Annotated in this window: 19 protein-coding genes; 11 read left to right on the top strand and 8 right to left on the bottom strand. The window is 47.4% G+C overall.

Annotated features, from left to right (window positions below; translation table 11 throughout):
- Window positions 1-91 precede the first annotated feature (91 nt).
- From DXT99_RS03700 to DXT99_RS03715, 4 genes are all read left to right on the top strand, one after another.
- Window positions 92-3,205 (top strand): M4 family metallopeptidase, encoded by a 3,114-nt coding sequence (locus DXT99_RS03700; RefSeq protein ID WP_115564182.1) that lies wholly within the window; start codon window positions 92-94, stop codon window positions 3,203-3,205.
- A 380-nt stretch (window positions 3,206-3,585) separates the two neighbouring features.
- Entirely contained in the window at window positions 3,586-4,428 is an 843-nt protein-coding gene (locus DXT99_RS03705) for a prephenate dehydrogenase (protein ID WP_115564183.1), read from the top strand.
- A gap of 112 nt (window positions 4,429-4,540) precedes the next feature.
- Entirely contained in the window at window positions 4,541-5,257 is a 717-nt protein-coding gene (locus DXT99_RS03710) for a 3-ketoacyl-ACP reductase (RefSeq protein WP_115564184.1), read from the top strand.
- A gap of 355 nt (window positions 5,258-5,612) precedes the next feature.
- Window positions 5,613-6,425, top strand: a complete 813-nt coding sequence (locus DXT99_RS03715) for a YsnF/AvaK domain-containing protein (protein ID WP_115564446.1) — start codon at window positions 5,613-5,615, stop codon at window positions 6,423-6,425.
- Between the two features lie 110 nt (window positions 6,426-6,535).
- Here DXT99_RS03715 and DXT99_RS03720 read toward each other — a convergent pair whose 3' ends face one another.
- Together DXT99_RS03720 and DXT99_RS03725 are read right to left on the bottom strand one after the other, a co-directional pair.
- Window positions 6,536-6,814 (bottom strand): SelT/SelW/SelH family protein, encoded by a 279-nt coding sequence (locus DXT99_RS03720; RefSeq protein ID WP_115564185.1) that lies wholly within the window; start codon window positions 6,812-6,814, stop codon window positions 6,536-6,538.
- A gap of 40 nt (window positions 6,815-6,854) precedes the next feature.
- Entirely contained in the window at window positions 6,855-9,344 is a 2,490-nt protein-coding gene (locus DXT99_RS03725; protein ID WP_115564186.1) for a family 20 glycosylhydrolase, read from the bottom strand.
- A gap of 397 nt (window positions 9,345-9,741) precedes the next feature.
- Here DXT99_RS03725 and DXT99_RS03730 point away from each other — a divergent pair, with 397 nt between their 5' ends.
- Window positions 9,742-10,914, top strand: a complete 1,173-nt coding sequence (locus DXT99_RS03730; RefSeq protein ID WP_115564187.1) for a Gfo/Idh/MocA family protein — start codon at window positions 9,742-9,744, stop codon at window positions 10,912-10,914.
- Window positions 10,915-11,006: 92 nt separating this feature from the next.
- On the opposite strand, the gene DXT99_RS03735 is transcribed toward DXT99_RS03730, so the two are convergent.
- The 3 genes from DXT99_RS03735 to DXT99_RS03745 all read right to left on the bottom strand — a co-directional run bounded on the left by DXT99_RS03735 (window position 11,007) and on the right by DXT99_RS03745 (window position 14,077).
- Window positions 11,007-11,771 carry an MBL fold metallo-hydrolase gene (locus tag DXT99_RS03735; protein WP_115564188.1) on the bottom strand — a complete coding sequence of 255 codons (765 nt, stop codon included), beginning with the start codon at window positions 11,769-11,771 and terminating at the stop codon, window positions 11,007-11,009.
- A gap of 103 nt (window positions 11,772-11,874) precedes the next feature.
- Complete coding sequence (locus DXT99_RS03740; protein ID WP_115564189.1) at window positions 11,875-13,227, bottom strand: ATP-binding protein; 1,353 nt, start codon at window positions 13,225-13,227, stop codon at window positions 11,875-11,877.
- A 55-nt stretch (window positions 13,228-13,282) separates the two neighbouring features.
- Window positions 13,283-14,077: a thymidylate synthase gene (locus DXT99_RS03745; RefSeq protein ID WP_115564190.1), complete on the bottom strand. Its 795-nt coding sequence runs from the start codon at window positions 14,075-14,077 to the stop codon at window positions 13,283-13,285.
- Window positions 14,078-14,283: 206 nt separating this feature from the next.
- Here DXT99_RS03745 and DXT99_RS03750 point away from each other — a divergent pair, with 206 nt between their 5' ends.
- The 4 genes from DXT99_RS03750 to DXT99_RS03765 all read left to right on the top strand — a co-directional run bounded on the left by DXT99_RS03750 (window position 14,284) and on the right by DXT99_RS03765 (window position 19,989).
- On the top strand, window positions 14,284-16,539 hold the full coding sequence (locus tag DXT99_RS03750) for an efflux RND transporter permease subunit (RefSeq protein ID WP_115564191.1): 2,256 nt from the start codon (window positions 14,284-14,286) through the stop codon (window positions 16,537-16,539).
- Window positions 16,540-16,602: 63 nt separating this feature from the next.
- Entirely contained in the window at window positions 16,603-17,175 is a 573-nt protein-coding gene (locus DXT99_RS03755; RefSeq protein ID WP_115564192.1) for a hypothetical protein, read from the top strand.
- A gap of 208 nt (window positions 17,176-17,383) precedes the next feature.
- Window positions 17,384-19,327 carry an AAA domain-containing protein gene (locus DXT99_RS03760; RefSeq protein ID WP_115564447.1) on the top strand — a complete coding sequence of 648 codons (1,944 nt, stop codon included), beginning with the start codon at window positions 17,384-17,386 and terminating at the stop codon, window positions 19,325-19,327.
- Between the two features lie 149 nt (window positions 19,328-19,476).
- Complete coding sequence (locus DXT99_RS03765) at window positions 19,477-19,989, top strand: FKBP-type peptidyl-prolyl cis-trans isomerase (RefSeq protein ID WP_115564193.1); 513 nt, start codon at window positions 19,477-19,479, stop codon at window positions 19,987-19,989.
- A 93-nt stretch (window positions 19,990-20,082) separates the two neighbouring features.
- Here DXT99_RS03765 and DXT99_RS03770 read toward each other — a convergent pair whose 3' ends face one another.
- Window positions 20,083-20,667: an acyl carrier protein phosphodiesterase gene (locus DXT99_RS03770; protein WP_115564194.1), complete on the bottom strand. Its 585-nt coding sequence runs from the start codon at window positions 20,665-20,667 to the stop codon at window positions 20,083-20,085.
- A gap of 145 nt (window positions 20,668-20,812) precedes the next feature.
- Between DXT99_RS03770 and DXT99_RS03775 the strand changes: the two genes are divergently transcribed.
- Window positions 20,813-21,313 carry a pyridoxamine 5'-phosphate oxidase family protein gene (locus DXT99_RS03775; RefSeq protein WP_115564195.1) on the top strand — a complete coding sequence of 167 codons (501 nt, stop codon included), beginning with the start codon at window positions 20,813-20,815 and terminating at the stop codon, window positions 21,311-21,313.
- 192 nt (window positions 21,314-21,505) lie between these two features.
- Window positions 21,506-22,243 (top strand): DUF3291 domain-containing protein, encoded by a 738-nt coding sequence (locus DXT99_RS03780; RefSeq protein WP_181885023.1) that lies wholly within the window; start codon window positions 21,506-21,508, stop codon window positions 22,241-22,243.
- Window position 22,244: 1 nt separating this feature from the next.
- On the opposite strand, the gene DXT99_RS03785 is transcribed toward DXT99_RS03780, so the two are convergent.
- Both DXT99_RS03785 and DXT99_RS03790 read right to left on the bottom strand, forming a co-directional pair.
- Entirely contained in the window at window positions 22,245-22,955 is a 711-nt protein-coding gene (locus DXT99_RS03785) for a DUF1003 domain-containing protein (protein ID WP_115564197.1), read from the bottom strand.
- Between the two features lie 78 nt (window positions 22,956-23,033).
- Window positions 23,034-23,693, bottom strand: coding sequence for a DsbA family protein (locus DXT99_RS03790; protein WP_246000434.1), 660 nt, complete (start codon window positions 23,691-23,693; stop codon window positions 23,034-23,036).
- Between the last annotated feature and the right edge of the window lie 135 nt (window positions 23,694-23,828).

Below are 23,828 nucleotides of genomic sequence, written 5' to 3' on the forward strand. Positions count from 1 at the left end.
GCCTCTAGCTATACTGTAGTATCCTTTTCTGAACACACACACACAACAAAAATTACCTCTGTATTTATGTTTCATATTTATACTTATTCCTATGAGGAAATTTTACGTGTTAGCCTCCCTGCTACTGGGTGGCATAATTTTTACCCAGGAAGGATATTCACAGCAGAAAGAGCGGGTGAAGGAAAGTCTGGAAAATGCAAATGAGGCACCCTCCTTCATCAAGTTTAAAGCCGGTGAAGAAAAGAGTTTCAGGCCAGATCAAGCCAGCCAGGTGCTTAAATCTTTTCTTAAGCTACCTGCTGAAGAAGAACTGAAGCCGGTAAAGCAGGAAACAGACAAGGAAGGTTTTCTGCACCAGCGCTTCGCGCAGTATTACAAGGATGTGCGGGTAGAATATGGCAGCTACAACGTGCACAGCAAGAATGGTGTGGTACAGTCTATCAACGGCGAAATCAAGAGAATAGGAAAGCTAAACACCAAGCCTGCACTGGCAGAAAAAGCAGCTTTGCAAAAAGCGTTGGCCTTTGTGGGAGCCAAAACATACATGTGGCAGGACCCGGGACAGGAAGCCTGGATCAAGAAATATGAAAATGATCCGAAGGCTTCTTTTAAACCAAATGGTGAGCTTGTAATCGTGAATAACTACCTGGCTTTGTCTAAAGAGAAAAGCGATCAGCCTGTACTCGCCTGGAAGTTTAATATCTATGCGCAGGAGCCATTGAGCCGTGACTACATCTATGTTGATGCGCAAACAGGCGAAGTTGTTCACAAAGATGCCATTATCAAGCATGCAGCTGCCTCAGGGTCAGCAGCAACCCGTTACAGCGGCACACAAAACATTACCACTGACAGCTACAGCGGAAGCTACCGCCTCCGCGACTATTCAAGGGGTGGCGGTATCGAAACATATAATTGCAAAACCGGCACCAGCTATAATACGGCGACCGATTTTACAGATGCCAACAACAGCTGGACAGCCGGCGAGTTTAACAACACTGCCAAAGACAATGCGGCACTTGATGCACACTGGGCAGCGCAGAAAACCTACGACTATTTTAAAAGCCGCTACAACCGCAATAGTTTCGATAATGCCGGGACAAAAATCAGAAGCTACGTGCATTACGACAAGAGCTATGAAAATGCCTTCTGGAACGGCTCTGTAATGACTTACGGCGATGGCGGCACCCGCTTTGATGCCCTGACAAGCCTGGACGTGGGAGCCCACGAAATTGGCCATGCCGTTTGCTCCAGCACAGCCAACCTTGTTTACAGCAATGAGTCCGGTGCTTTGAATGAAGGCTTATCAGATATATGGGCAGCCGCCGTAGAGCAATATGCTGCACCAACCAAATCAATCTGGCTTATAGGCGAAGACATAGACAAGCAGCGCCCTGCACTGCGTTCTATGAGTGACCCAAATGCAGAAGGCCAGCCTGATACCTATAAAGGCACCAACTGGTACAGCGGCACTGGCGACAACGGCGGCGTGCATACCAACAGTGGCGTGCTCAACCATTGGTTTTACCTGCTGTCAGTAGGCAAGTCAGGCACAAACGACCATGGTGCCGGTTATAGCGTGGCTGGCATAGGTATTACGGATGCAGCTAAAATCGTGTACCGTATGGAAACTGTTTACCTCACCGCTAACTCTGGCTATGCCGATGCCCGTACCTATGCTATTCAGTCAGCGGCTGATTTGTTCGGCGAAGGTTCTAACCACGTAATCCAGACAACGAATGCCTGGCATGCGGTGGGTGTAGGTGGCAAATATGGCCAGACTGCCTACTGTGCATCTAAGGGCAACAGCACAACAGATGAATGGATTGCCGGAGTGAAGGTAGGCAGCTTTACAAACACTTCGTCTGCTGCAGGCTATTCTGACTTTACGGGCAAAACAATCAGTTTGAATGCTGGTAGCACCTATGCCCTTACTCTTACGCCTGGCTTTTCCGGTTCAGCCTATAATGAATACTGGAAAATCTGGATTGACTATAACAAGGATGGTGATTTTGATGATGCCGGAGAACTTGCCTTCGACGCAGGAAAACTCAATACTACAGCAGTATCCGGGAATCTTGTTGTAGCTTCCGCAGCATCAGGCACAACCCGTATGCGGGTGTCCATGAAATACAACGGCGCTCAAACAGCCTGCGAAACATTCAGCTATGGAGAGGTAGAAGATTATACCGTCAGCTTCTCCGCCCCTACAGCCTGTGCTGTTCCGGCTGGTTTAGCGACATCCAATATTACGGCTTCCACTGCTACACTTTCCTGGGCAGCCGTTTCCGGCGCTTCCAGTTATAGTCTGCGTTCAAGGGTAGTAGGCACCACTACCTGGAGCACCAGCACAGTTACAGGTACTTCGGCAAATGCAACTGGCCTGGCGGCGGCTACACAGTATGAGTTCCAGGTAAGCAGTACCTGTGCCAGTGGCAGTTCCGCCTACTCTGCCTCTAAAACCTTTACTACCGGCGCTGCCAGCCTAAGTTACTGTGCTTCGAAAGGCGGAAATGCCAGTTATGAGTGGATTGATTTAGTGGAGTTTGGAGGGTTCAAAAATGCAACGGGCAACAACGGGGGCTATAAAGACTTCACAAGCCTTACCGCCACTGTGGCTCGCGGAAGCAGCAGCACCATTTACATCAGCGCGGGCTTCTCCAGCACAGCCTACACCGAGTACTGGAAAGTATGGATAGACTTTAACCAGGACGGTGACTTTGATGATTCCGGTGAGTTGGTAGTGAGTGGCTCCTCGTCCAGCAGTGCTACGCTGAGTGCAGCCATTAATGTGCCTTCCGGCGCCTTACTGGGCAAAACTAGAATGCGAGTATCTATGAAGTATAATGCCGCACAAACTGCCTGCGAGAGCTTTGGCTACGGTGAGGTGGAAGACTACAGCGTGAATATTACAAATACCTTACAGGGTATTGCTACTTCTCAGAGCGTAGAGGCAAACACCTTGGGAAGTGAAGTATCACAGGATGTTATAGTATATCCGAATCCTGCCGATAGCTACATCCGTGTAACAACACTTGCGGATGAAGCAAAAGGAAGAGTAATGAGTATGACTGGTGCAGCAGTGATGCAGTTCGAGCTGAAGCATGGAAGAAACCAAATGGATATTTCAGCCCTGCCTGCCGGTATCTATATACTGGAGGTGCACGATGGGCAGAAACCACACCAACAGCGCTTTGTAAAGCAGTAAAAACTAAACTAAATACCTTCTAAAAACTCTGACTGGCATTGCTGGTCAGAGTTTTTATTTTTAATTATATGACAAACTGATAAATTACCGCCCTCTGCATTCGGTGAGCCCGGTGGTGCGGGGCTTGGCAGGTCGTGCATTTGTTTTCAGGAAGCCGAACAGGTTGCCCGTAGTGTCTTTTTCTTTGTTACTCATACCTTCAGAAATACAAAAAGATAAGTGGCTGGTGTACTTTTAAGAATTTCATTTAGCAGCACAACAAGCCTGATTATCAGAAATCGTCCCTACATTTGCAGTGTTATATATTTTAAAAATTATCCGGTATACTAGCAGCATGCTGCAAAGCCTGCTTCTGTACTGTCTTATACATACTCCTCAACATGATTATCTGCGTCATCGGACTTGGTCTTTTAGGCGGCTCTTTTGCTTTAGGCTTAAAAGCCGGAAACACTCCTGTTACTATACTTGGTGTAGACAACAACCCACAGCATGCAAAGCAGGCACTGGAACGTGGTATTGCTGATGAGGTATTACCCTTAGAAGAGGCAGTCTCCAAAGCTGAGCTGGTGGTGTTGGCTACACCGGTAAATGCCATCCTGCAGCAGTTGCCTGCCGTGTTGGATATATTGCCGGAAGGCGCCACATTAATTGACTTTGGCTCTACAAAGCAACAGCTGTGTGATGCGGTGGCAGCGCACCCTAAAAGAGATCAGTTTGTTGCCACGCACCCTATTGCCGGTACAGAGTATTCCGGGCCTGAAGCTGCTTTTGCGGCCTTGCTCGAAGGCAAAACCATGATTATCTGTGAAAAGGAAAAATCACGTCCTGCCTCACTGGCGATGGTGGAAAAGCTCTGCCGCTCTCTTCATATGCCCCTGCGCTATATGCCTGCCGCGGAACACGACCTGCACTTTGCCTATGTATCGCATCTGAGCCACATCAGCTCTTTTGCCCTTGGCTTAACGGTGCTGGACAAAGAGAAAAACGAGAAGAACATTTTTGACATGGCTGGCAGTGGTTTCTCCTCCACCGTGCGCCTCGCCAAAAGCTCCCCCCAAATGTGGGGACCTATTTTCAGCCAGAACAGGGAAAATGTATCAGAGGCATTGGCAGGGTATATAGCGCAGCTGCAGCAGTTCAAGGAAGCCATCGATGCCCGGGACGAAGAGCAAACAAAAGCGCTGATGGCAAAAGCCAACGACATCAGAAAGATATTGGGCTGATTCCCCTCTTCTGTTTCATCTATACCAATGTCCGGCTTTTGCTAGTATCCATTAAAATGTTTAGACGTATATTTGTAGCTACAAACATTTACGTTATTAAAAAAAACATACTATGGAATCATTAGCAGGAAAAGTGGCCCTCGTAACCGGCGCAGGCAAAGGCATAGGCCGGGCTATTGCCGTGGCCTTGGCCAAAGAAGGTGTACATGTAGGGCTTCTTGCCCGCACCGAGAGCCAACTGAAAGAAGTGGCCGGCGAGGTGAACGCTGCAGGAGTAAAAGCTGCTGTTGTTTCGGCCGATGTAGCAGACATCAATGCCGTGAATAAAGCAGTAGCACAGGTAAAGCAGGAACTAGGACCTATTGATATTTTGATTAATAATGCAGGAACGGCCACTTTCGGTAAGTTCCTGGAACTGGAGCCGGCTGAATGGGAGAAAAACATACAGGTGAATCTGATGGGTGTATACTATACCACCCGTGCCGTTTTACCAGGCATGATAGAGCGTTCAACAGGCGACATTATCAACATTTCATCTACAGCAGGTCAAAAGGGTGCAGCTGTTACAAGTGCCTACAGTGCCTCTAAATTTGCTGTGATGGGTCTTTCTGAATCGCTGATGCAGGAAGTGCGCAAGCACAATATCCGCGTGAGTGCCCTTACCCCTAGTACGGTGGTAACAGAATTAGCGCATAGCAACAACCTGATTAGCGGTGACCCTGAACGCGTGATGCACCCGGAGGATTTAGCAGAGTTTATAATCGCACAACTCAAGCTTAACCGCCGCGTGTTTATCAAAGAAGCTGGTTTATGGTCTACTAATCCCTAAAAAATAAAGCTTTTAGCAAAGCATTATACAGAGCCGCACCCTTACCTGGTGCGGCTCTTTTACTTGTCTCTGTTCTGTAAGATACTATTGCCTGTAGTAAACAGGTATTTGAGTGCTGAGACACATTTTGAACTTTAGTAATATAGGCTTAAACAAAGGACAATTATAAATCACGGCTATACTTGATTTAAAATAATTATATTCAGCTTTATAACTTCTTTATCATGATAAAACTATAGCTGGAACCGTACGTATTAACCTCTATGTATTTTTAACGAATCCAATAATCGGTAGCATGCAGGAAAAGCAGACACTATCGGGTTGGAACAAACTTAACATTTTAAAGAAAAAGATTATGTCACATACAGTAGTAGGAGTTTTCGACACTTCCAATGAAGCACAAACAGCCTTGCAGCAACTAGTGAGCAAAGGCATTGATAGAGACCGCATTGATATTGCGCCACAGTCAGCTTCCGCAAGCGAAAGAGAGGAAGACAATGACAGTATCAGTAATTTCTTCAGCAACCTGTTTGGTAGCGATGAGCGATCAAAAAAATATTCATCCTATGCCCGCTCAGGTGCAGTCGTTACGGTACATGCCAGAGCTGCACAGGAGGCAGAAATGGCAGCCGATATCATGGATGAGTATGGCGCTGTGAATCTTGATGAGCGTGCCTCAGCTGCCGCCCCTGGCCCGGCAGCGAGAGATACCACCCGAACTACCGATACAACCAGAAGAGATACCACTACTTCAGATACTTCTATTCCAATTATAGAAGAGGAGATGAAGGTAGGCAAGCGCACCGTAGAAACAGGAGGCGTGCGCGTGCGCAGTCGCATAATAGAACGCCCGATTGAAGAACACCTGCGCTTGCGCGAAGAGCATGTGCATGTAGAACGAAATCCGGTAAACCGCGCAGCTACACCAGGTGATATAAACTCCTTCAAAGAAGGTGATATTGAAATCACGGAGCATGCTGAAGTGCCTATGGTTGACAAAGAAGCCCGCGTGGTGGAAGAAGTAAATATAGGCAAAGACGTAGATGAGCACGTAGAGGATATTCACGGCACAGTTCGTAAAACGGATGTAGAGGTTGATAACCTCACCGAAGAAGAATTGAGAAACCGCAGAACTAATAGTGGTCCTGATCGTCCACGCAATGCGTAGTGATATAGGAATATATTAAACAAAAAAAGCGGAGGCTCTTCAGGAGTCTCCGCTTTTTTTTGTTTATAGACGTTGGGTAACAGTTGGTATGTTTTCGCCCTTGCCAATAGTTAGTTTCGATCGCTGTGGCCCAAAGGCCGCTCCGGCGCAATTTTATCCCGAACCAACTGCTTGAGCTCTTTTGACTCCGGGAAGCGGCCTTGCTCCTTTCGGGAATAAATAAGCTCTCCATTCAGGTGCACATCGAATACACCTCCCGTTCCAGGCACCAGCGCCACCTCCCCTAACTCTGTTTCAAAAGTCGTGAGAAGCTCCTGTGCCATCCAGGCGGCACGCATCAGCCAGCGGCATTGGGTGCAATAATTTATTTCTACTCGTGGACTAGCCATACCTCTTATTTATGAACGCATTAGTTGAAAGCGCCTTTACTTACTTGTTTTCAACAGTAGTTACTCTGCCGGCCCTTCCAGTAGAATCAATAATCCGGAGCTTAACTGTGCCTTTTTCAGAGATAGGCCCAGTATATAACTTGCTGCTTAAGGTTGGATCTGCACCATCAGTGGTGTAACGTACTTCCATGCCAGGCAACTGTACATTGGCTACTACTTTGCCATTTTCTACCTTAGCTCCGGCAGTTGGGATGCGGTAATTGAAGCCGCCGGCATAATGGTTCAGGCGTGGCAGTTCCCGCTTACCCAGAATATTTACAAACTCTGACCAGGCCTCATTATAAGCTGTCTCGCTTTTTCCTGCGTCTGCTTCTGTCGCCCAAACCGGATCTGGTGCCCAGGCCCTTTCGGCAAGTCCAAGCAGTTTTGGCAACAGCATATACTCCAGGCGCTCCGGCGTTCTTACTGTTTCACTCCAAAGTGGGGCCTGTAAGCCAACGATGTTCTTCTTTCCTGCTTCAGTTAGACGCTCTTTACCAGCAAAGGCATTTCGATTAATCGGCTTGTTTTCCGTATCCACTTTCATATTCTTCATGTAGTCGTAGGGTATGAAGTAGAAAGGCTTGTCTACATCCAGAAAGCCGCCCCAGTTCAAACCCGGCTCTTCGTATGCCTTCTGATAAGCAAGGTCGAGGTACATGTTCGTTACATTCGTTAACACAACTTTATACCCAGCATTAGCCAACCTATAGGCCAGATCTATGTTACTTCCCAGGTTGTTCCATACATCCACATGAAAGTTCTCATTTGCAAAATCAGGATTAGCGATATAGGTTGTTTTGCCATTCTGCTTCACTTTCCGCATGCCAATCTCTTCCCAACCTGAGAGGTACAGGTTACGCTCTTTTAGCATGTCATTGATCTTGCCGAAGAAGTAATACCAAAGGTCGTCTGTGTTTTTTACATTACTGTTGCTGGCCATCACTTTCTGCACAGCCGGCGACTTTTCCCAAACGCCCGGCGGCACCTCATCTCCTCCGAAATGAATGGTTTCTATGGGCGCACCCACTTCTTTGTACATCGCCAGAATCTCATCCGTTACCTTCTCCAGAAAGGTATAGGTAGATGGCAAGGCTACGTCAATCACGTTGTCGTTCCAATTCTGCACTGAGCGGTAAACAGATTTGTCTTTCAGGTCACGGAGTAAGTATTTTTCAGCTTCTGCCTGCTTTCCCTCTTTCATCAGCCGCTCGTAACGCGCATCCATCGCTTTGATGGCAGCACGGGCATGGCCAGGCGTTTCTATTTCAGGAATAACCTTAATATGGCGGGCGTTCGCATAGCGGAGTATTTCTACATAATCTGCTTTTGAATAGTAGCCGCTGCCACTCGACGCATCCACATCAGGTCCTGAACCTAAAGAAGGCTGCAGGTTTTGACTGTCATCCGAGGTATGGCCGCGCCTGCTACCTATTTGTGTCAGTTCTGGCAGGGCCGGTATTTCTAAACGCCAGCCTTCGTCATCGTTCAGGTGGAAGTGCAGCACGTTCAGCTTATATAGCGCCATCAGGTCCAGCACCTTCAGCACCTCTTCCTTTTGCTGGAAATTACGGGCTACATCCATCATAAAGGCGCGGTGCCCGAAGCGGGGAGCATCTTTCACGTTTACGCCTGTCAGGGTAACAGAGCTTTGCTTTGTAGCTAAAGCGGATGGCGGCATCAGCGTCTTCAGCGACTGTATACCATAAAATATCCCTGCAGGAGTGGATGCTGTTATAACCACCTGCTGAGGCGTAACCTGTAGCTCGTATGCTTCTTCTCCCATGCCTTGCTTCTGCTGTAGCCTGATAGCTTTGCCTGTGCCTGAAGTCTTCACCGCAGGTTTCTGGCCGAAGACCGTGGACAGGTATTCTGTAAGCAAGGCAGCCTCATTAGTAAAAGCATTGTCTGCAATAACAGGTACTGCTGAAGTCAAAGTAAAGCGCTGCCCGTTCTCGCTGTATTGCGAAGGCGTCGGGAATACTTTCGTGAGCTTTTCTACCGGTATATCCTTGATGACTTTATTCTGCTCGTAGATTTCCCCAGACGCAATCCAGCCGATTTTGTTCTGCGTAGGCTTTTTATTGACAACACTGCCTATAGTATAGCCCTTTGCAGGATTATCGTTCCAGACAAGGTAAAAGCCCTCTGGTGCTCTTGACTCATTTACCATCTGCCCGGCCGACACTAATTCAACTCGCTTAGTGGAACCGGCAGAAAGACCACTGAAACTGGCAGTAGGCACTATGCGGAGCAGGTCCCCGTTTACATGTTCTATTTTAACAGGAGCATTAGTGTCTTTCGTTTTGAAGGACGGGGAACCGTGAAAATAAAGGCTCCAGCCTGTTGCCGGTAAAGGATTCTGGCCTGTGTTCTGAAGGGTAAGCGCTGAATGGGTCTGGTTTTTATTCTGGTACCCCTCCTCTACTACTTCCCAGGTTAAATTCAGGTCCTTAGGGTTTAACCTGTTGGCGCCGGTTTGGGCCTGCATAGCAAAACAGATAAAGAGCAGACAAAATGCTGTAATCAAAAGTGGTCTTATCATATACTTATGAAGAAATTATATAAACTGATTTTATGAGGATACTCTGTAAACATCATTAAAAAGGCCCCAAATTAAGCCTGCTTTTTACAAAACGCCCTTTTGTATAAATATATGAAAAATAAAGAGACATGAAAAAAATGCTACCCCAACACCTTTTACAGGCTTAAAAAGAACCAGGAGCGTTACAATTCATGATGCTACAGCTACTGGTGTTTTAGAAGTAGAAGCATCTTCTCACGTGATTTCACTGGTATTTAGGCTCTTATTCATCTATTAGGTCAACCTTTTGTTCATATATCCTTATATAGGTAAAAATTATCTTTTTCTAACCGCTGTCAGATCTATGAAAAACAACGACTACCCCAGCTCAAATAACCGACGGAAATTTTTAAGAGGTATCTCGCTGGCGCTTGGCACCACTGCCTTTGGAATACCATTGCTCTCGCTAAATGCATGCCAATCTGGAAATTCCGGCAACCAGGAACAGGCGGATCAGGCAAACCAGGATGGTGCACAAAACAGAAAACTAGGTATTGCATTGGTCGGTCTCGGTGGCTATAGCACAAACCAGCTTGCTCCGGCTTTACAGGAGACCGAGAATTGTTACCTGGCGGGTATTGTAACGGGCACCCCATCCAAAGCCGAGGAATGGAAATCAAAATATAACATCCCAGAAAAGAACATCTACAACTACGAAAACTTCGATCAGATAAAAGATAACCAGGACATTGATATTGTCTATGTCGTGTTGCCAAACGGAATGCATGCAGAGTATACCATAAGGGCGGCTCAGGCCGGGAAGCATGTGATCTGTGAGAAACCAATGGCGACTTCCGTAGAAGATTGCCAGCGCATGATTGATGCCTGTAATCAGAATAACGTAAGTTTGTCAATTGGTTACCGCCTGCACTATGAACCCCATAACCAGCGCGTGATGGAATTAGGGCAACAGCAGGTTTTTGGGCCAGTGCGCAGAATTGAGGCAGCCGACAGCTTCGTGATCGACGAGCCTGATGTGTGGCGCCTGGATAAAGAACTGGCTGGCGGTGGACCACTGATGGATTTGGGTATCTATTGTGTGCAAGGGGCTGTGTATACCATGGGAGAAACGCCTGTGGCCATCACGGCGCAATTTGGGGAGGTAACGAAGCCGGAATATTTTGATGAGGTGGAAGAAACAATCATGTGGCAGATGGAGTTTCCGAATGGTGCTGTGGCCGATTGCCGCAGCAGCTACAATGAAGAAGCAGGTAAGTTAAGAGGCGAAGCTGAGAATGGCTGGTGGGAATTAGACCCAGCCTACAGCTACTCCGGCATAGACGGCGAAACCAGCGAAGGCAACATGGATTACCCGCAGGTAAACCAGCAGGCACGCCAGATGGACGGGCAGGCGCAGAGTGTCATGGAAAACAGGAAGTCAAGAGTACCAGGCGAGATGGGGATGCGGGATGTGCGTATTCTAATGGCAATTTATGAAGCGGCCCGAACAGGCAACAGAGTCCAGTTGGATATATAGGTAGTATGACAACAGTCTAAATACAAAGGACAAAAGACTTCATTATTGAAAATCTTTTGTCCTTTGTATTTAGACCCTTTACCTATACAGCATTACTTTTCCGGATACCAGTTCTTCAGCCTTACTTCTATCGCATCGTTTTGCATATCCACCTGGTTTTTAAATGTCTGTACATCCGTTAGCCCGTTCTGGCCCCGGTAGTGATACGGGTAAACAATTTTGGGCTTGAAGTCAAGCACTGCATCAGCCGCCTGAAACTCATCCATAGTATACGGCAGGTTCATAGAAACAAAAGCAACATCTATATTCTGAAGCCCACGCATTTCCGGCGTCCCTTCCGTGTCGCCTGAAAGGTAAATGTTTTTACCGCCCATATTCAGAATATAGCCGTTCCCCCTGCCCTTGGTGTGTCTGCTTTCCTCGCTTTCCGGGAGATTATACATCGGTACAGCAGTAATAGGTATTTCTAACAATGTTGTGCTTTCACCGTTTCCGATTACCTTCAACTGGCCCTTGTATTTATCCGGCAACTGATCCGCAACCGCCTGTGGCACGACCATTACAGTACCATCTGTCTCCAGTGCGTCCAGTGTTTCCTGATTCAGATGGTCGCCATGGATGTCGGTAATGAGGATCATACCGGGTTTGGCTATTCCTGTAAAAGCCTCTGCCCCCCCTGTTGGGTCTACATAAATCGTTTTGTTATCCCAGTTCAACACCAGCGTTCCGTGCTGGATAGGCTGTATACTAAGGTTGCCCTTGTTCGTTTGCACCTGATCCGGCGAATCACGGTGTTGGGCGTTAGCCTGTAGTAGAGTTAGGGTAAAGAGAGCTGCTAAGGTGGTTGTTAGTTTCATAGTTTTGCTGTTTGTGTGGAAACAGATGAATCCAGATTTAGTTTTTGCGCATCAGAAGGTGATACAAAAACGCTGTTATTATTAATAGTTAAGTTTATAGCTACTAGGATTTTATCCTAATAGTTGGAAACTTGGTTGGCATATCCTTGAATATGATTTGATATATCCTTTCAATACGGTCTGTATCAAACGCGTCCGTCACTTTTCGTTCCTCTTTCCATCTTAAGTAAAAGAGAAAAGAAGGTTCCAGTATGTACAACGTCTTTAACTTCTGGCTCCACTCCAGTAGCTCAAAGGCATATTTATTCTGCAATTTGCTGAGCACTCCTAACGTGCTGTTGATAGAAGTGGCGGGAGGCGTGGTGAACTTTAAACTGAGTTGCGCCAGCCTTTCGTCTATCTCATGCCGCTGAAGCTTGAAGGTGATGGGGTCTAATGTGAAGATCAGCAGCAGCAACTCATAGGAGTTGTATTTCTGCCCGCCCTTCCGGAATCCTCTGATGATTACATCATAGATATCCTTGAATACGCTGAAATCGGTATGCGCCACATTGTATAAAGACTTAGACAAATCATCTATATCGAATGCAGGCTTTGGGCCTCCCTTTTTTGTGTCGATCTCAGAAATCCTCTTATCAAAAAACATCCGCAGGCAGCAGCTTTGCGTGATGATGGGCAAGCCCACGCATTCTGTTGCAATAAACTTTACCAGCGACTTTTGTATTGGCACGTTCAGGTAGCTGAAGCCGCTGGTGATGATCTTCTCAATATCAGGGGTGAGCCAGGTGCCGACTTCTATGTGCGCTATCCGGCCAACGAGGTCCCTGTTTGAATAGGCCAAATCGACGGCATGGTGGGTTGTGCCCAGCACAATGACAGAAACCTCTTCGTCTACAAAGGCTTTCCACTGCTGGAAAAGGCTTTTCTTCACCTCATCGTTCAGGTAATGAAAATCCTCGATTACCAAAACGTAGGGCAGGTTCTTTAAAATCGGGATAAGGTGCTTCGGCGAGGGCTTTGAGATGATCTTTTCCCTGGCAATGCTCTCACTTACTTTATCTGAAATACCCAAGCTGACCTCGCCTATGAGTTTTGCCAGCCAGGCCCATCCTATATTACCACCCACTTTCGCGCTGCCCGATATCTGCAAATCCTCCGATGCAGTTGAAGCGGTAATACGGTCGAAGTTTACATCCTCCAGCGCTTTTCTCCAAACATCATCTATGGTCATCTGTTCATCACAGCGCATAATGAGCGGCAACCGGTTCATATCCGCCAGCACTTTCTGGTAAAGCGTAGACTTTCCGGTTTTAGACGGCCCTGTTATCAGGCAAAGCTTACCTGCCACCTCCAGGTTCTCCGCGAGCAGTCTTTCATACTCTCCATCGTTCCTGCTCACGTACGTGATGCTTGGCGTTCCAATGGTTTTAAAAACGTCCTTGATTTTGACTATCATACAGCACAACTCCTATCATGTTCAACTATATCAAAGAAACGAAAGCTGCTGCCAACTACACTGCCACAGGCGCCTTTATTCCAGGATGCGGGTTGTAATTCACCAGTTCGAAATCTTCATAGGTAAAGTCGAAGATATCCTTCACCTCCGGGTTAAGCTTCATGGTAGGCAGTTCGCGTGGCTCGCGGGTAAGCTGCAGCTGCGCTTGCTCCAGGTGGTTGAGGTATAAATGCGTGTCGCCGCCTGTCCAGATAAACTCGCCTGGCTGCAGACCTGTGACCTGTGCCATCATCAGTACCAGCAGCGCATAAGAGGCAATATTGAAGGGCACACCCAGAAACACATCGGCAGAACGCTGGTAAAGCTGGCACGACAATTTGCCTTCCGCTACATAAAACTGGTAGAAGGCATGGCAAGGCGGCAGCTTCATGTTTTCTATTTCGGCCACATTCCAGGCACTTACAATGATGCGACGAGAGTCGGGGTTGTTTTTCAGCTGATTCACAACCTGTGTTATCTGGTCGATGTGGCGGCCATCCGGCGTTGGCCAGCTGCGCCACTGCGAACCGTAAACGGGACCTAAATCACCGTTCTCGTCCGCCCATTCATCCCAGATGGTAACACCGTTCTCCTTGAGGTACTGAATGTTTGTGTCACCTTTCAGAAACCATAGCAGCTCGTGCAGGATAGACTTCAGGTGCACCTTCTTCGTCGTCACCATCGGGAAGCCGTCTGCCAGATCAAAACGCATCTGGTAACCAAACACGCTCAGGGTGCCTGTTCCGGTTCTGTCTTCCTTCTTTACCCCCTTATCGAGGATGTGCTGCATCAGGTCTAAATACTGCTTCATGGGTATATTTTATGCTTTTGTTATCGGTCTGAAGTTAAAGATAGAATGATTTGCTGTAATGCGTAAACCTTATAGAAGAAGAAATGCTGAGAAAATAATTTAACCCTAAATAATCAGCCTGCCGCAACGTTACCTGAAACATAAAGAACCGCCTGTTGTTGTATCTTTGCACGTCAACAACCCTTTGGTAAAGCACCTATAGTATCTTGAACTACAAAAGATTAAGTTTTCTTGTCCTGCTGCTGATAGCCATCCTGACAGCATGCAGCGTCTACTTCGCCACCCGACTCCGCTTCGACTATAACTTCGATAATTTTTTCCCGAAAGGAGATCCTGAACTCGCTTACTACTTCAGTTTTCGGGATAAGTTCGGCAACGACAACGATTACCTCCTGATAGGGCTGGATAACAGCCAAAGTATTTTTGAGCAGGATTTCCTGACGCGGGTAGACAGCCTCACGGCCTTTCTGCAGCGGCAATCGAACGTGGAGGCGGTGCTCTCCCCTACCACAGTAAAAAGCCCCGTCATTGAGCAGTTCGGCTTTTTCGAGATTCCGTACCTGCACGTAGATGAGCCGGGGCGGTATGCCCAGGACTCTGTGAATATTTACAACTCCAGGGAATTGGTCGGCACTTTGTTTTCGGAAGATGCGACTGCTGTTTCCCTGTTTATGCAGACAACAGACGATTTAAGTAAAGGAGCCAGCGATACACTGATGGCCTCGCTGTACGACAAGCTGGAGCAACTGGGCTTAACAGAAAGCCATATTGCGGGGAAGGCGCTGGCGCAGTCGGTGTTTGTGGAGAAGATGAAGATAGAGCTGGCCATCTTTATGTCGGCTTCCATTCTGCTGGTTATACTGTTTCTCTGGATTACCTTCCGGACGGGCTGGGGCGTCATTGTGCCACTGGTGGTGGTACTGCTGTCGGTGCTCTGGGCGCTGGGTGTGATGGGGCTTTTTGATAAACCGTTGGATGTGATGACGATGCTGCTTCCAACTATTCTTTTTGTGGTGGGCATGTCGGATGTCATTCATATCCTGTCGCGCTATTTAACAGAAATCGGACAGGGTATGGAGAAAGTGCCGGCTCTGAAAATCACTATCAAAGAGGTAGGTCTCGCCACTTTTCTGACATCTATTACCACCGCTATTGGTTTCCTGACGCTGCTCACCACCGCTATCGTGCCCATTAGGGATTTCGGGCTTTATACAGCCATTGCTATTTTCCTGGCTTTTGCGCTTGCCTTTACGCTGCTGCCGGCTATGCTACTCCTCATGAAGAAGCCAAAGCCAGTGCCGGAAAGCCGGTTCAGTTTCTCCTGGCCTATGCTGTTGCGTCGTATGTTTCGATATGTGTTGGTGCACCCCAAAGCCATCCTCTCCACCAGTGCTTTTGTTGTTGTGCTGAGCCTGATCGGCATCAGCCAGATTAAAGTGGATACCACTCTTTTAGAAGACTTAGGAGACGATGATCCCATTCTGCAGGATTTCCAGTATTTCGAGGAGAAATTCTCCGGTGTACGCCCCTTCGAGCTGCACCTGATAGCCGCAGAAGGCCATAGCATGTACGACCTGGAGGTACTGCAGGAAATAGAGGAACTGGAGCAGTACCTCTACAATACCTATGGACTCAACTTTGTGACCTCGCCCGCCACAGTGGTTAAAACAATTAACAGGGCGCAAAATGGCGGTCTCCGTGACTATTACACCTTGCCTGAAACCAAGCGCGAGATGCAAAGCATTAAAAGGCGGCTGCAGGCCTTCCAAGGACGCAGCGAATTACGAGGAGTAGTTACAGCAGATGCCAAAGAAGGACGCTTATCAGGCAAGATGACAGATATAGGTAGTGCAGGAGCCACTGTGCTGAACGATTCCCTTCGTATCTTCATGGATCAGAACATCAACGAATCCATTCTGTGCACCCGCCTTACCGGCAGCTCCATCCTTCTGGACAAGAACAATGAGTACGTTACCACCAATATGATGCAGGGGCTTCTCATTGCCTTTGGGGTAATTGCAGTCATTGTGGGGATTATCTTCCGCTCCCTCCGCATGGTGCTTATCTCGCTTGTGCCAAACATCATCCCTTTGCTGATGATTGGCGGGCTCATTGGCTTTCTGGGCATCAACCTCAACGTATCTATTTCTATTATTTTCACCATCGCTTTCGGTATTGCCGTGGATGATACCATCCATTTCCTGAGCAAGCTGAAGCTGGAACTGATGGCTGGTAAATCATTGCCTTACGCTATCAAACGCACGTTCATCTCTGCAGGCAAAGCCATCATCATCACCTCCTGTATCCTGGCCGCCGGCTTCCTTACGTTGGTGCTCTCTACCTTTGATGCCACCTTCTATGTAGGGCTGTTTGTGAGCCTGACGCTGGTGTTTGCCGTGGTGGCCGACCTGTACCTGTTGCCGGTGCTTATTCTTCTTTTTTACAAGGTTCCACAAAAATAAATTGGTGCTTATCCAATAAGGTGGCCATATTTGCGTGTAACTTGTGAGTAAAGTTTAGGAGAGATGATGAAAAGACTATTGGCCATGGCCGTGTGCTGCCTCTGGTTTGCAGGAGCACAGGCCCAACAGCAGGATAAGTTGACAGATTTGATGAGTGAGCGGGAGCAATTGGTGCTGGAGTATCAGTTTTATAACCAGCAGAACAGTAACTTCTGGGGTAAGAAATCAAAAAAAGACCTGATCAGCATCATCGAAACCCTCAAAAAAATCATCAACACAGACTCCGAACTCATTGGAGCCATTAAAGAGGCAAGCATCCGGAAAGTGGCCGAGAGTACCGTAGAGATACAGCGCGAAGGCAAGATAACGGTGCAGGACCAGCGCATTGTAAGTGCCCAGATAGCTGAGTTACAAGGCCAGATCAGAACGCTTCAGACAAATATCAAGAAGCGTGAGCGCAGCATAAAAGACCTCGAAGTACAGGTAGCAGAGTCGTCTAACCTGCGCTATGGTAAAGACAAGGTGATATCGGTATTAGGTGTAACATCCTTTATGCTGCTGCTTTATGCTATCTTCCTGCAGGTACGCCTGAACCGTACACCTGCAAAATCACGTAAGAAAAAAACAGCAAAATAAAAGCAGTATACCCGAAGCTGATAAACCATTTGTAATCAAGTAATTTATCAGCTGGTCAGGAATTTTTAGAGGCATGGTATTTGTTCTTTACCTGCTGCAGAAAAATAGTACAGCCCAGGCAGTAAATACTGTTTTACAACCGCCTGGTTCTTTTATAAAATACCGAAAGGCTGGAGCATTTATGCCAGCCTTTCTTTTTTGGATATACATGAGCGAAATATTAAATGAACTGAGGCAGGTACAGGAACTGCTGAAGATAGAACAGGAAGAGGACCGCCAGCAATATAAAATCAAGAGCATGAAAAGCACTGTTGCCGAACGCAAGGCAATGGGCTTCTGTTGGTATCCGGTTACGATTACGAAAGAAGAAATTGGTTTTGGCAACAAGGTCGTGCTGGAACTGGAACGCACGAAAGACCGTGACCAACTGCATCTCTTTCAGACAGGTAAATCAGCGGCCATATTCAGCAACAATGGCGAACGGCAGAACCTGAACGGTGTGATTGTTGGCCTGAAGCGCAACAAGGTGCTGCTGGCCACTAACAAAGAAGATTTGCCGGACTGGATTGACGACGGCCGCCTCGGGATAGACCTCACCTTTGATGAAATGAGCTACCGCGAGATGGAGATCGCCATGAAAAAGACGATCGATGCCTATAAAACCCGCCTAGCAGAGCTACGCGATATTCTGTTAGGTGATGCCGCTCCCCGCTTTACGGATGAGCAAATGGAGGAAATCCCCGCGCTAAACCCTTCGCAGAACGAGGCGGTGCAAAAGATTGTGCAGGCAAAGGATGTCGCCATTATCCATGGCCCTCCGGGTACAGGTAAAACGACTACCCTGGTGCAGGCTATATTGAAAACGCTGGAGACGCAGAAACGCCTTCTAGTAACGGCCCCCTCCAACACCGCTGTGGATTTACTTACAGAGAAACTAGCATTAGAAGGAGTAAATGTCATTCGAATCGGTAATCCGTCGCGGGTGTCGGATGTGCTGCTGGAGCATACACTGGATGCCCAGATTATGGAGCACCGTTCTTATAAGAACCTGAAGGATTACCGCAAAACGGCAGAAGAGTACAAGCGGATGGCATCGCAGTTTAAACGCAAGTTCGGATATGAAGAGCGGGCACAACGCCAGTTTTTCAAAGCCGAAAGCAAGCGCTTGCTGGACGAGGCAGACCGTGTGGAAGAATATATTACAGAAGACCTGCTGAACAGTGTGCAGGTGATTACGTGTACGCTGGTGGGTGCCGCCAACAGAGCTATCCGTCACCTGGAATATGAAACTGTTTTTATTGATGAGGCCGCACAGGCGCTGGAGCCTGCCTGCTGGATTCCGATAAGCCGTGCCAAGCGTGTTGTACTGGCCGGTGACCATTGCCAGTTACCGCCTACCGTTAAGTCGTTTGAGGCAGAAAAAGGCGGGTTGGGAAAATCGCTGTTCGAGAAATGTGTGGAGCGCCAGCCGGAGGTATCGGTGATGCTGAAGACACAGTACCGCATGCATCACGACATCATGGAGTTTTCTAACCAGCAGTTTTACGAGGGAGAACTGGAGGCGCATGAAAGCGTGCGCAACAGCGACCTGCATCAGTTTGACCCACACTTTGCGCCAGGGCTGGCGATGGAGTTTGTGGATACAGCTGGCTGCGGATACAACGAAGTGGAAACGCCGGAGAGCACCAGCTCTGCCAATCCCGACGAAGCAAACCTGCTGCTCAACCACCTGTCGCTTCTGCTAAAGGACTATACCCCTGCAGAAGATGAAACAGAGCCTTTGCGCATTGGTGTGATAGCGCCTTACCGGGCCCAGATCAATTATCTCCAGGACCGTATAGAGCATATGCCGGATCTGCATGAGTTGAAGCTGAAGCGGCTGCTTTCTGTTGGTACCGTGGATAGTTTCCAGGGGCAGGAACGGGATATCATTTACATCAGTATGACGCGCAGCAACGAAAGCGGTGAAATTGGTTTCCTGGCCGATATCCGGCGCATGAACGTAGCGATGACGCGGGCAAAGAAAAAGCTGGTTATTGTTGGCGACAGCGCCACTTTAAGCCAGCATCCATACTATGCCGCGTTTCTTACGTACGTAGAAAGTATAAATTCCTACCGCAGCGCCTGGGAGTTAACCGAGTGCATGCCGTAATACAGCAAAAACAACAAAAAAGAAACAGAAAGGTAAAAGAAGGTGGGAATTTAACCGTAGAAGGGCATAAAATGCCTGTTTCTATGGCATTTTAACCCGTAAATCTTAACTTTAAGATATTCACTTCTTAAACCTTCAAACGATACAGCATGAAGATAGAACAAAATAAAGTGGTTACGCTCACCTACGAGCTCCGGATACTGGACGAAAACAATGAGCAGAACCTTATCGAAACAGCCACAGAAGAACAGCCGATGGTGTTTATCTACGGCATGAGTGGCTTGCCTGAACAGTTTGAAGAAAGTCTGCAAGGCCTAAATACAGGCGATAGCTTCGACTTTAAACTGGATACAGAGGATGGCTATGGCGAATATAACGAGGAAGCAGTTGTAGAGCTTCCTAAAAATGTATTTGAAGTGGATGGCTCCGTTCCTAACGATATGTTGGAGGAAGGCAACTACATTCCAATGGCTGACAGCGAAGGCAACCAGTTGCAGGGCCGTGTGCAGGAAGTTGGTGAAGAAACCGTTACAATGGACTTTAATCATCCGCTGGCCGGCAAGCAGTTGTTTTTCAAAGGTAAAGTGCAGGATGTACGTGACGCTACGAAAGAAGAAATTGACCACGGCCACGTACATGGCGAAGGCGGGCACCAGCATTAAAAATATTCATTTAAACAAAAAAGGAGCAGCTGAAGTTTGCTCCTTTTTTGTTTGCTTCAACACTGCCTTTGTTCCGCCAGGAGCTTTAAGCGCTCACAAACTTATTTTCGTTTCCTCCACAAACTGCACCAGTTCCGGGAAGAAAGCATCAAACTCAGCGGCATATAAAGCATAGTTCTCCTGCAACTCTACTCCTGCCGTTTCCATACCTGATACAAACTTTGCCCTGCGGCTCATACCGGTGAGCGCCTGTGCTATTCCCTCCAGTCGCGCATATGAAAGCAGCCAGTTATGCTGCTGCATGTACGGGAAAAGGTGCTGCACACGGGGAGGCAGCAGCTCATAGTGCCGCTCGATAAGCGCGTAAACCTCCTGCGCAAACGCTGACAAGGGTTTAGGTGCGTATCTTTCAAAATTGGCGGCCAGAAAATGATCGTAGTACATATCGGCAATAACCGGGGCAAACTTGCGGTACTTTGGCCTTAAGCGAGCCTTGGATTCAGCTACAATAGGATGTGTGTCTGTATAGTGGTCTATCAGGCGGTGCAGTCGGATGCCTTTGGCTATGCCAGGTGTATATAAATCCACCTGTTTTCCTTTTACAGCGTCGGCAATAAAATTACCTATCAGCAAGGCCTCATCTTCACCAGATAAATAAATATGTGCTAAAAAATTCAATGGAGGAGGATTAGGACAAACAGAAACAACAGTCAGCTGCTCTTAATGTTTTAGTGCCTGATTTGCGGGTCCTGTAGCAGCCTGCTCTTATAAACCCAAAGCCGCCGCCACCCGTAATCAAACAAGAAACCGAACATGTAAAACTATGAATAACGACCCAAATACACAGAAAAACCTGGAGAAACTGGTAGAATTAATTAAAGATATAGATGTGGCGATGATGACGACCATGGAAGATGACGGTTGCCTTCGCAGCCGTCCCATGCGTGCCATGGAAACAAAGGCAGACGGTGAAATTTGGTTCTTCACCGGATATGAGTCTGGCAAATCGCATGAAATTGCACATGACTCCCATGTAAACCTAAGTTATGCCAAGCCAAGTGATGAGCATTATGTATCTGTTTCCGGTACAGCAAGAGTGCTGCGGGACAAGCAGAAAATTGAGGAACTATGGAATCCGTTTATGAAAACCTGGTTCCCTCAAGGTAAGGATGATCCAAATATAGGCCTGATACGAGTAACCATAGACAAAGCAGAATATTGGGATGCCCCTAACAGTGCCGTGGTGCACCTCTATGGTGTAGTTAAAGCCGCTATAACAGGGGAAAGACCTGATGCAGGCGAAAACAAGAAAATCAACCTGTAGACAATCAAGTAGCATCATACCTATAGACTTGATGTACTGAAAATAAATCATAAGGCACCTGCTGAACAATAGTGTTCAGCAGGTGTTTTTATGTTCTATGAAAGCAAAATAAGCATTGCTTGCTGCTCCTGCTTAATTATAAGACGTAAAAAATATACCTTTAGCATCTATCAACCTGAAATTAGAAATCACTTGCCTGAGACACCACATACTCCTTCTGCCAGATTAACTACCCTTACGCTTTTTGGCATCCGGAGTGGCCATGTTCGTTGGGGACTGGCGCAGATGGGTACTTCCGGCCCCAAACTTGATAAAGTGCCGGGCCTGCTATTCTATAAACTGCTGGGAAGCGGACAAGGCAAAGGTTTTAGCTTAAAGCCTAATTTCAGGCGCTACGGTTTGTTTTGTACCTGGGAGAGTGAGGAAGCAGCAGATGACTTTTTCAAGCACTCCGACTTAATGCAGGAATACCGCCAGCACACAGACGAAAGCTGGACCGTGAAACTGCTGCCATACCAATCGCACGGGCAATGGGACGGGCAGGAACCATTCGCTCCTGCACTTTCTGAGAAATATACACAGGGGCCTGTTGCCGTACTTACACGTGCCAGTATTAATTTAAGGCGCCTGCCTAATTTTATCCGCTTTGGGTTGCGCACCAGTGCAGCATTAGATCAGGCAGAAGGATTGCTTTGTTCTATCGGATTGGGAGAACTGCCTTTTATCCGGCAGGCTACCTTCAGTATCTGGGAATCGGTGGAGGCGATGAAACAATATGCTTACAAAGACCCGCAGCATCAGGAAGTAATGCGCCGCACCCGGGCCGAAAAGTGGTACAGCGAAGAACTGTTTGCCCGCTTCAAACCTATTGGTAGCACAGGCACCTGGAATGGTTCGGATCCGGTTAAAGGTGCGTTAGCAGCAGTATAGCTTAAGCTTTGGAACGCGCCATTATATCCTCGAGCAGGTCTACCTGTATCTGCTGAATTTCCATTAGCCGCTGGTTCTGGTGCACAATTAAATGATCTACTTTTTCGTGCAGTAACCTGATTTCAAGTTCCGCTTTCAGGTTCACCTTATAATCATACTCTGAGCGCTGCCGATCTTTTGACTCCTTTCGGTTCTGGCTCATCATAATGATGGGTGCCTGTATGGCAGCAAGGCAAGAGAGAATCAGGTTAAGTAAAATGAAAGGGTAAGGGTCGAAAGGCCTGACGGATAAAACATAGACGTTAACAAGCATCCAGAGCAGCAGGAAGGAAAAGAAGAGGGTAATAAACCGCCAGCTGCCCCCAAAGCTGGCAATGTTATCTGCCATCCGGTCTCCTAAAGAAATATTCTCAGCCAGTTCGCCTTCAATGTTACTGGTGACCAACTCCTGTCCGCTGATGCTTTTTATCACCTCCTGTTCTACCGTCGTCAATTCACCCATTTCCCTTATGAGTAACTGCTCGAGGTACCTTTTTCTGTAAACACCTAATTGCTCCAGCGTGATGTAAGACCTTTCATCAAAATCCGGATGATCAGTCTTGACCAAATCAAAGATATTCTTGCGTATGCTGGACCCCAGAATGAGATGTCGCAGTGGGAGCTGCTTGTGCGTAATATGGCAGACACCTGTAAGCGCATGGTGCTTCTTCATGGCCTTGAAGATTTATATAAACTGAGTCGCAACGAACAGAAAAAACTGCAACAGAAAGATATACTGCTGTTGCGCCTTTTATAGGTTGTTTATTTTCTCCAGTGTATTCCGTAGATGAGCAGACATGCCATCGTAGGTGCGGTAGCCACGGCTAAGCAAGTGTACGCTGGTGCCATTCAGCAGGTACAGGCTAGGAAAAGCGTTTGCCTGCAGGTGCCGCGCAATAATAAAATCCTGCTGCGTCTTTTCTTTCATCTCCTCCGAGTTAAACTTTTCCAAAAAACTTTCTGTATCTATGTCAAATCTACTGGCGATAGCGGCCAGCACTTCAGGCTTTGTAATATCCTGGTTTTGAGCGTAAAATGCATTTTGCATCTCCTCAACCATCTCAAACTCCGCGTCTGGTTTCAGATAACGCACCGTAACCACAGCACGGCAACCTGGCTCCGTGTCATACACAAAATCCTCCCGTTCAAAAAAATTATAATCAATGGGTTGGCCTGACACTTTCTCAACATCCTGCCAATGGTGTTTAATGGATTCCTTCATAGGCCCATCCAATGGCTGTTCGGTACCGGGTCTTAAACCACCCATTACCAGCTTCAACTGCATGGTTCCCTCCTGCTCCTTTACCAACCGCTTTATAACCGGGGCAAAGCCATAGCACCACGAGCACATGGGATCCATAATGTAAATCAGGTGCAGTATATCGAGTAAGTCTTGTTTCTTCTCCATCATCTTCCAAATTTTCACAAAGGTATACCTAATTGTTAAACGTTTAAATAGCTGAACAGATAGTGTAGGTATATGCAGTTTGAAGCCTGCAACAGGTAATTGGTTTGCATTTTGAACAGGATAAGGGAACCTATTGAA

Origin of the sequence: Pontibacter diazotrophicus (assembly GCF_003367245.1) — a bacterium.
Lineage (GTDB): Bacteria > Bacteroidota > Bacteroidia > Cytophagales > Hymenobacteraceae > Pontibacter > Pontibacter diazotrophicus.

Excerpts from the sequence above, each read along its gene's own strand:
- DXT99_RS03735 (WP_115564188.1), bottom strand. The coding sequence starts at position 11,771 with ATGAAACTAACAACCACCTTAGCAGCTCTCTTTACCCTAACTCTACTA.
- DXT99_RS03710 (WP_115564184.1), top strand. The coding sequence starts at position 4,541 with ATGGAATCATTAGCAGGAAAAGTGGCCCTCGTAACCGGCGCAGGCAAA.
- DXT99_RS03715 (WP_115564446.1), top strand. The coding sequence starts at position 5,613 with ATGTCACATACAGTAGTAGGAGTTTTCGACACTTCCAATGAAGCACAA.
- DXT99_RS03775 (WP_115564195.1), top strand. The coding sequence starts at position 20,813 with ATGAATAACGACCCAAATACACAGAAAAACCTGGAGAAACTGGTAGAA.
- DXT99_RS03720 (WP_115564185.1), bottom strand. The coding sequence starts at position 6,814 with ATGGCTAGTCCACGAGTAGAAATAAATTATTGCACCCAATGCCGCTGG.
- DXT99_RS03790 (WP_246000434.1), bottom strand. The coding sequence starts at position 23,693 with ATGATGGAGAAGAAACAAGACTTACTCGATATACTGCACCTGATTTAC.
- DXT99_RS03760 (WP_115564447.1), top strand. The coding sequence starts at position 17,384 with ATGAGCGAAATATTAAATGAACTGAGGCAGGTACAGGAACTGCTGAAG.
- DXT99_RS03755 (WP_115564192.1), top strand. The coding sequence starts at position 16,603 with ATGATGAAAAGACTATTGGCCATGGCCGTGTGCTGCCTCTGGTTTGCA.
- DXT99_RS03705 (WP_115564183.1), top strand. The coding sequence starts at position 3,586 with ATGATTATCTGCGTCATCGGACTTGGTCTTTTAGGCGGCTCTTTTGCT.
- DXT99_RS03765 (WP_115564193.1), top strand. The coding sequence starts at position 19,477 with ATGAAGATAGAACAAAATAAAGTGGTTACGCTCACCTACGAGCTCCGG.
- DXT99_RS03730 (WP_115564187.1), top strand. The coding sequence starts at position 9,742 with ATGAAAAACAACGACTACCCCAGCTCAAATAACCGACGGAAATTTTTA.
- DXT99_RS03725 (WP_115564186.1), bottom strand. The coding sequence starts at position 9,344 with ATGCAGGCCCAAACCGGCGCCAACAGGTTAAACCCTAAGGACCTGAAT.
- DXT99_RS03740 (WP_115564189.1), bottom strand. The coding sequence starts at position 13,227 with ATGATAGTCAAAATCAAGGACGTTTTTAAAACCATTGGAACGCCAAGC.
- DXT99_RS03745 (WP_115564190.1), bottom strand. The coding sequence starts at position 14,077 with ATGAAGCAGTATTTAGACCTGATGCAGCACATCCTCGATAAGGGGGTA.
- DXT99_RS03785 (WP_115564197.1), bottom strand. The coding sequence starts at position 22,955 with ATGAAGAAGCACCATGCGCTTACAGGTGTCTGCCATATTACGCACAAG.
- DXT99_RS03700 (WP_115564182.1), top strand. The coding sequence starts at position 92 with ATGAGGAAATTTTACGTGTTAGCCTCCCTGCTACTGGGTGGCATAATT.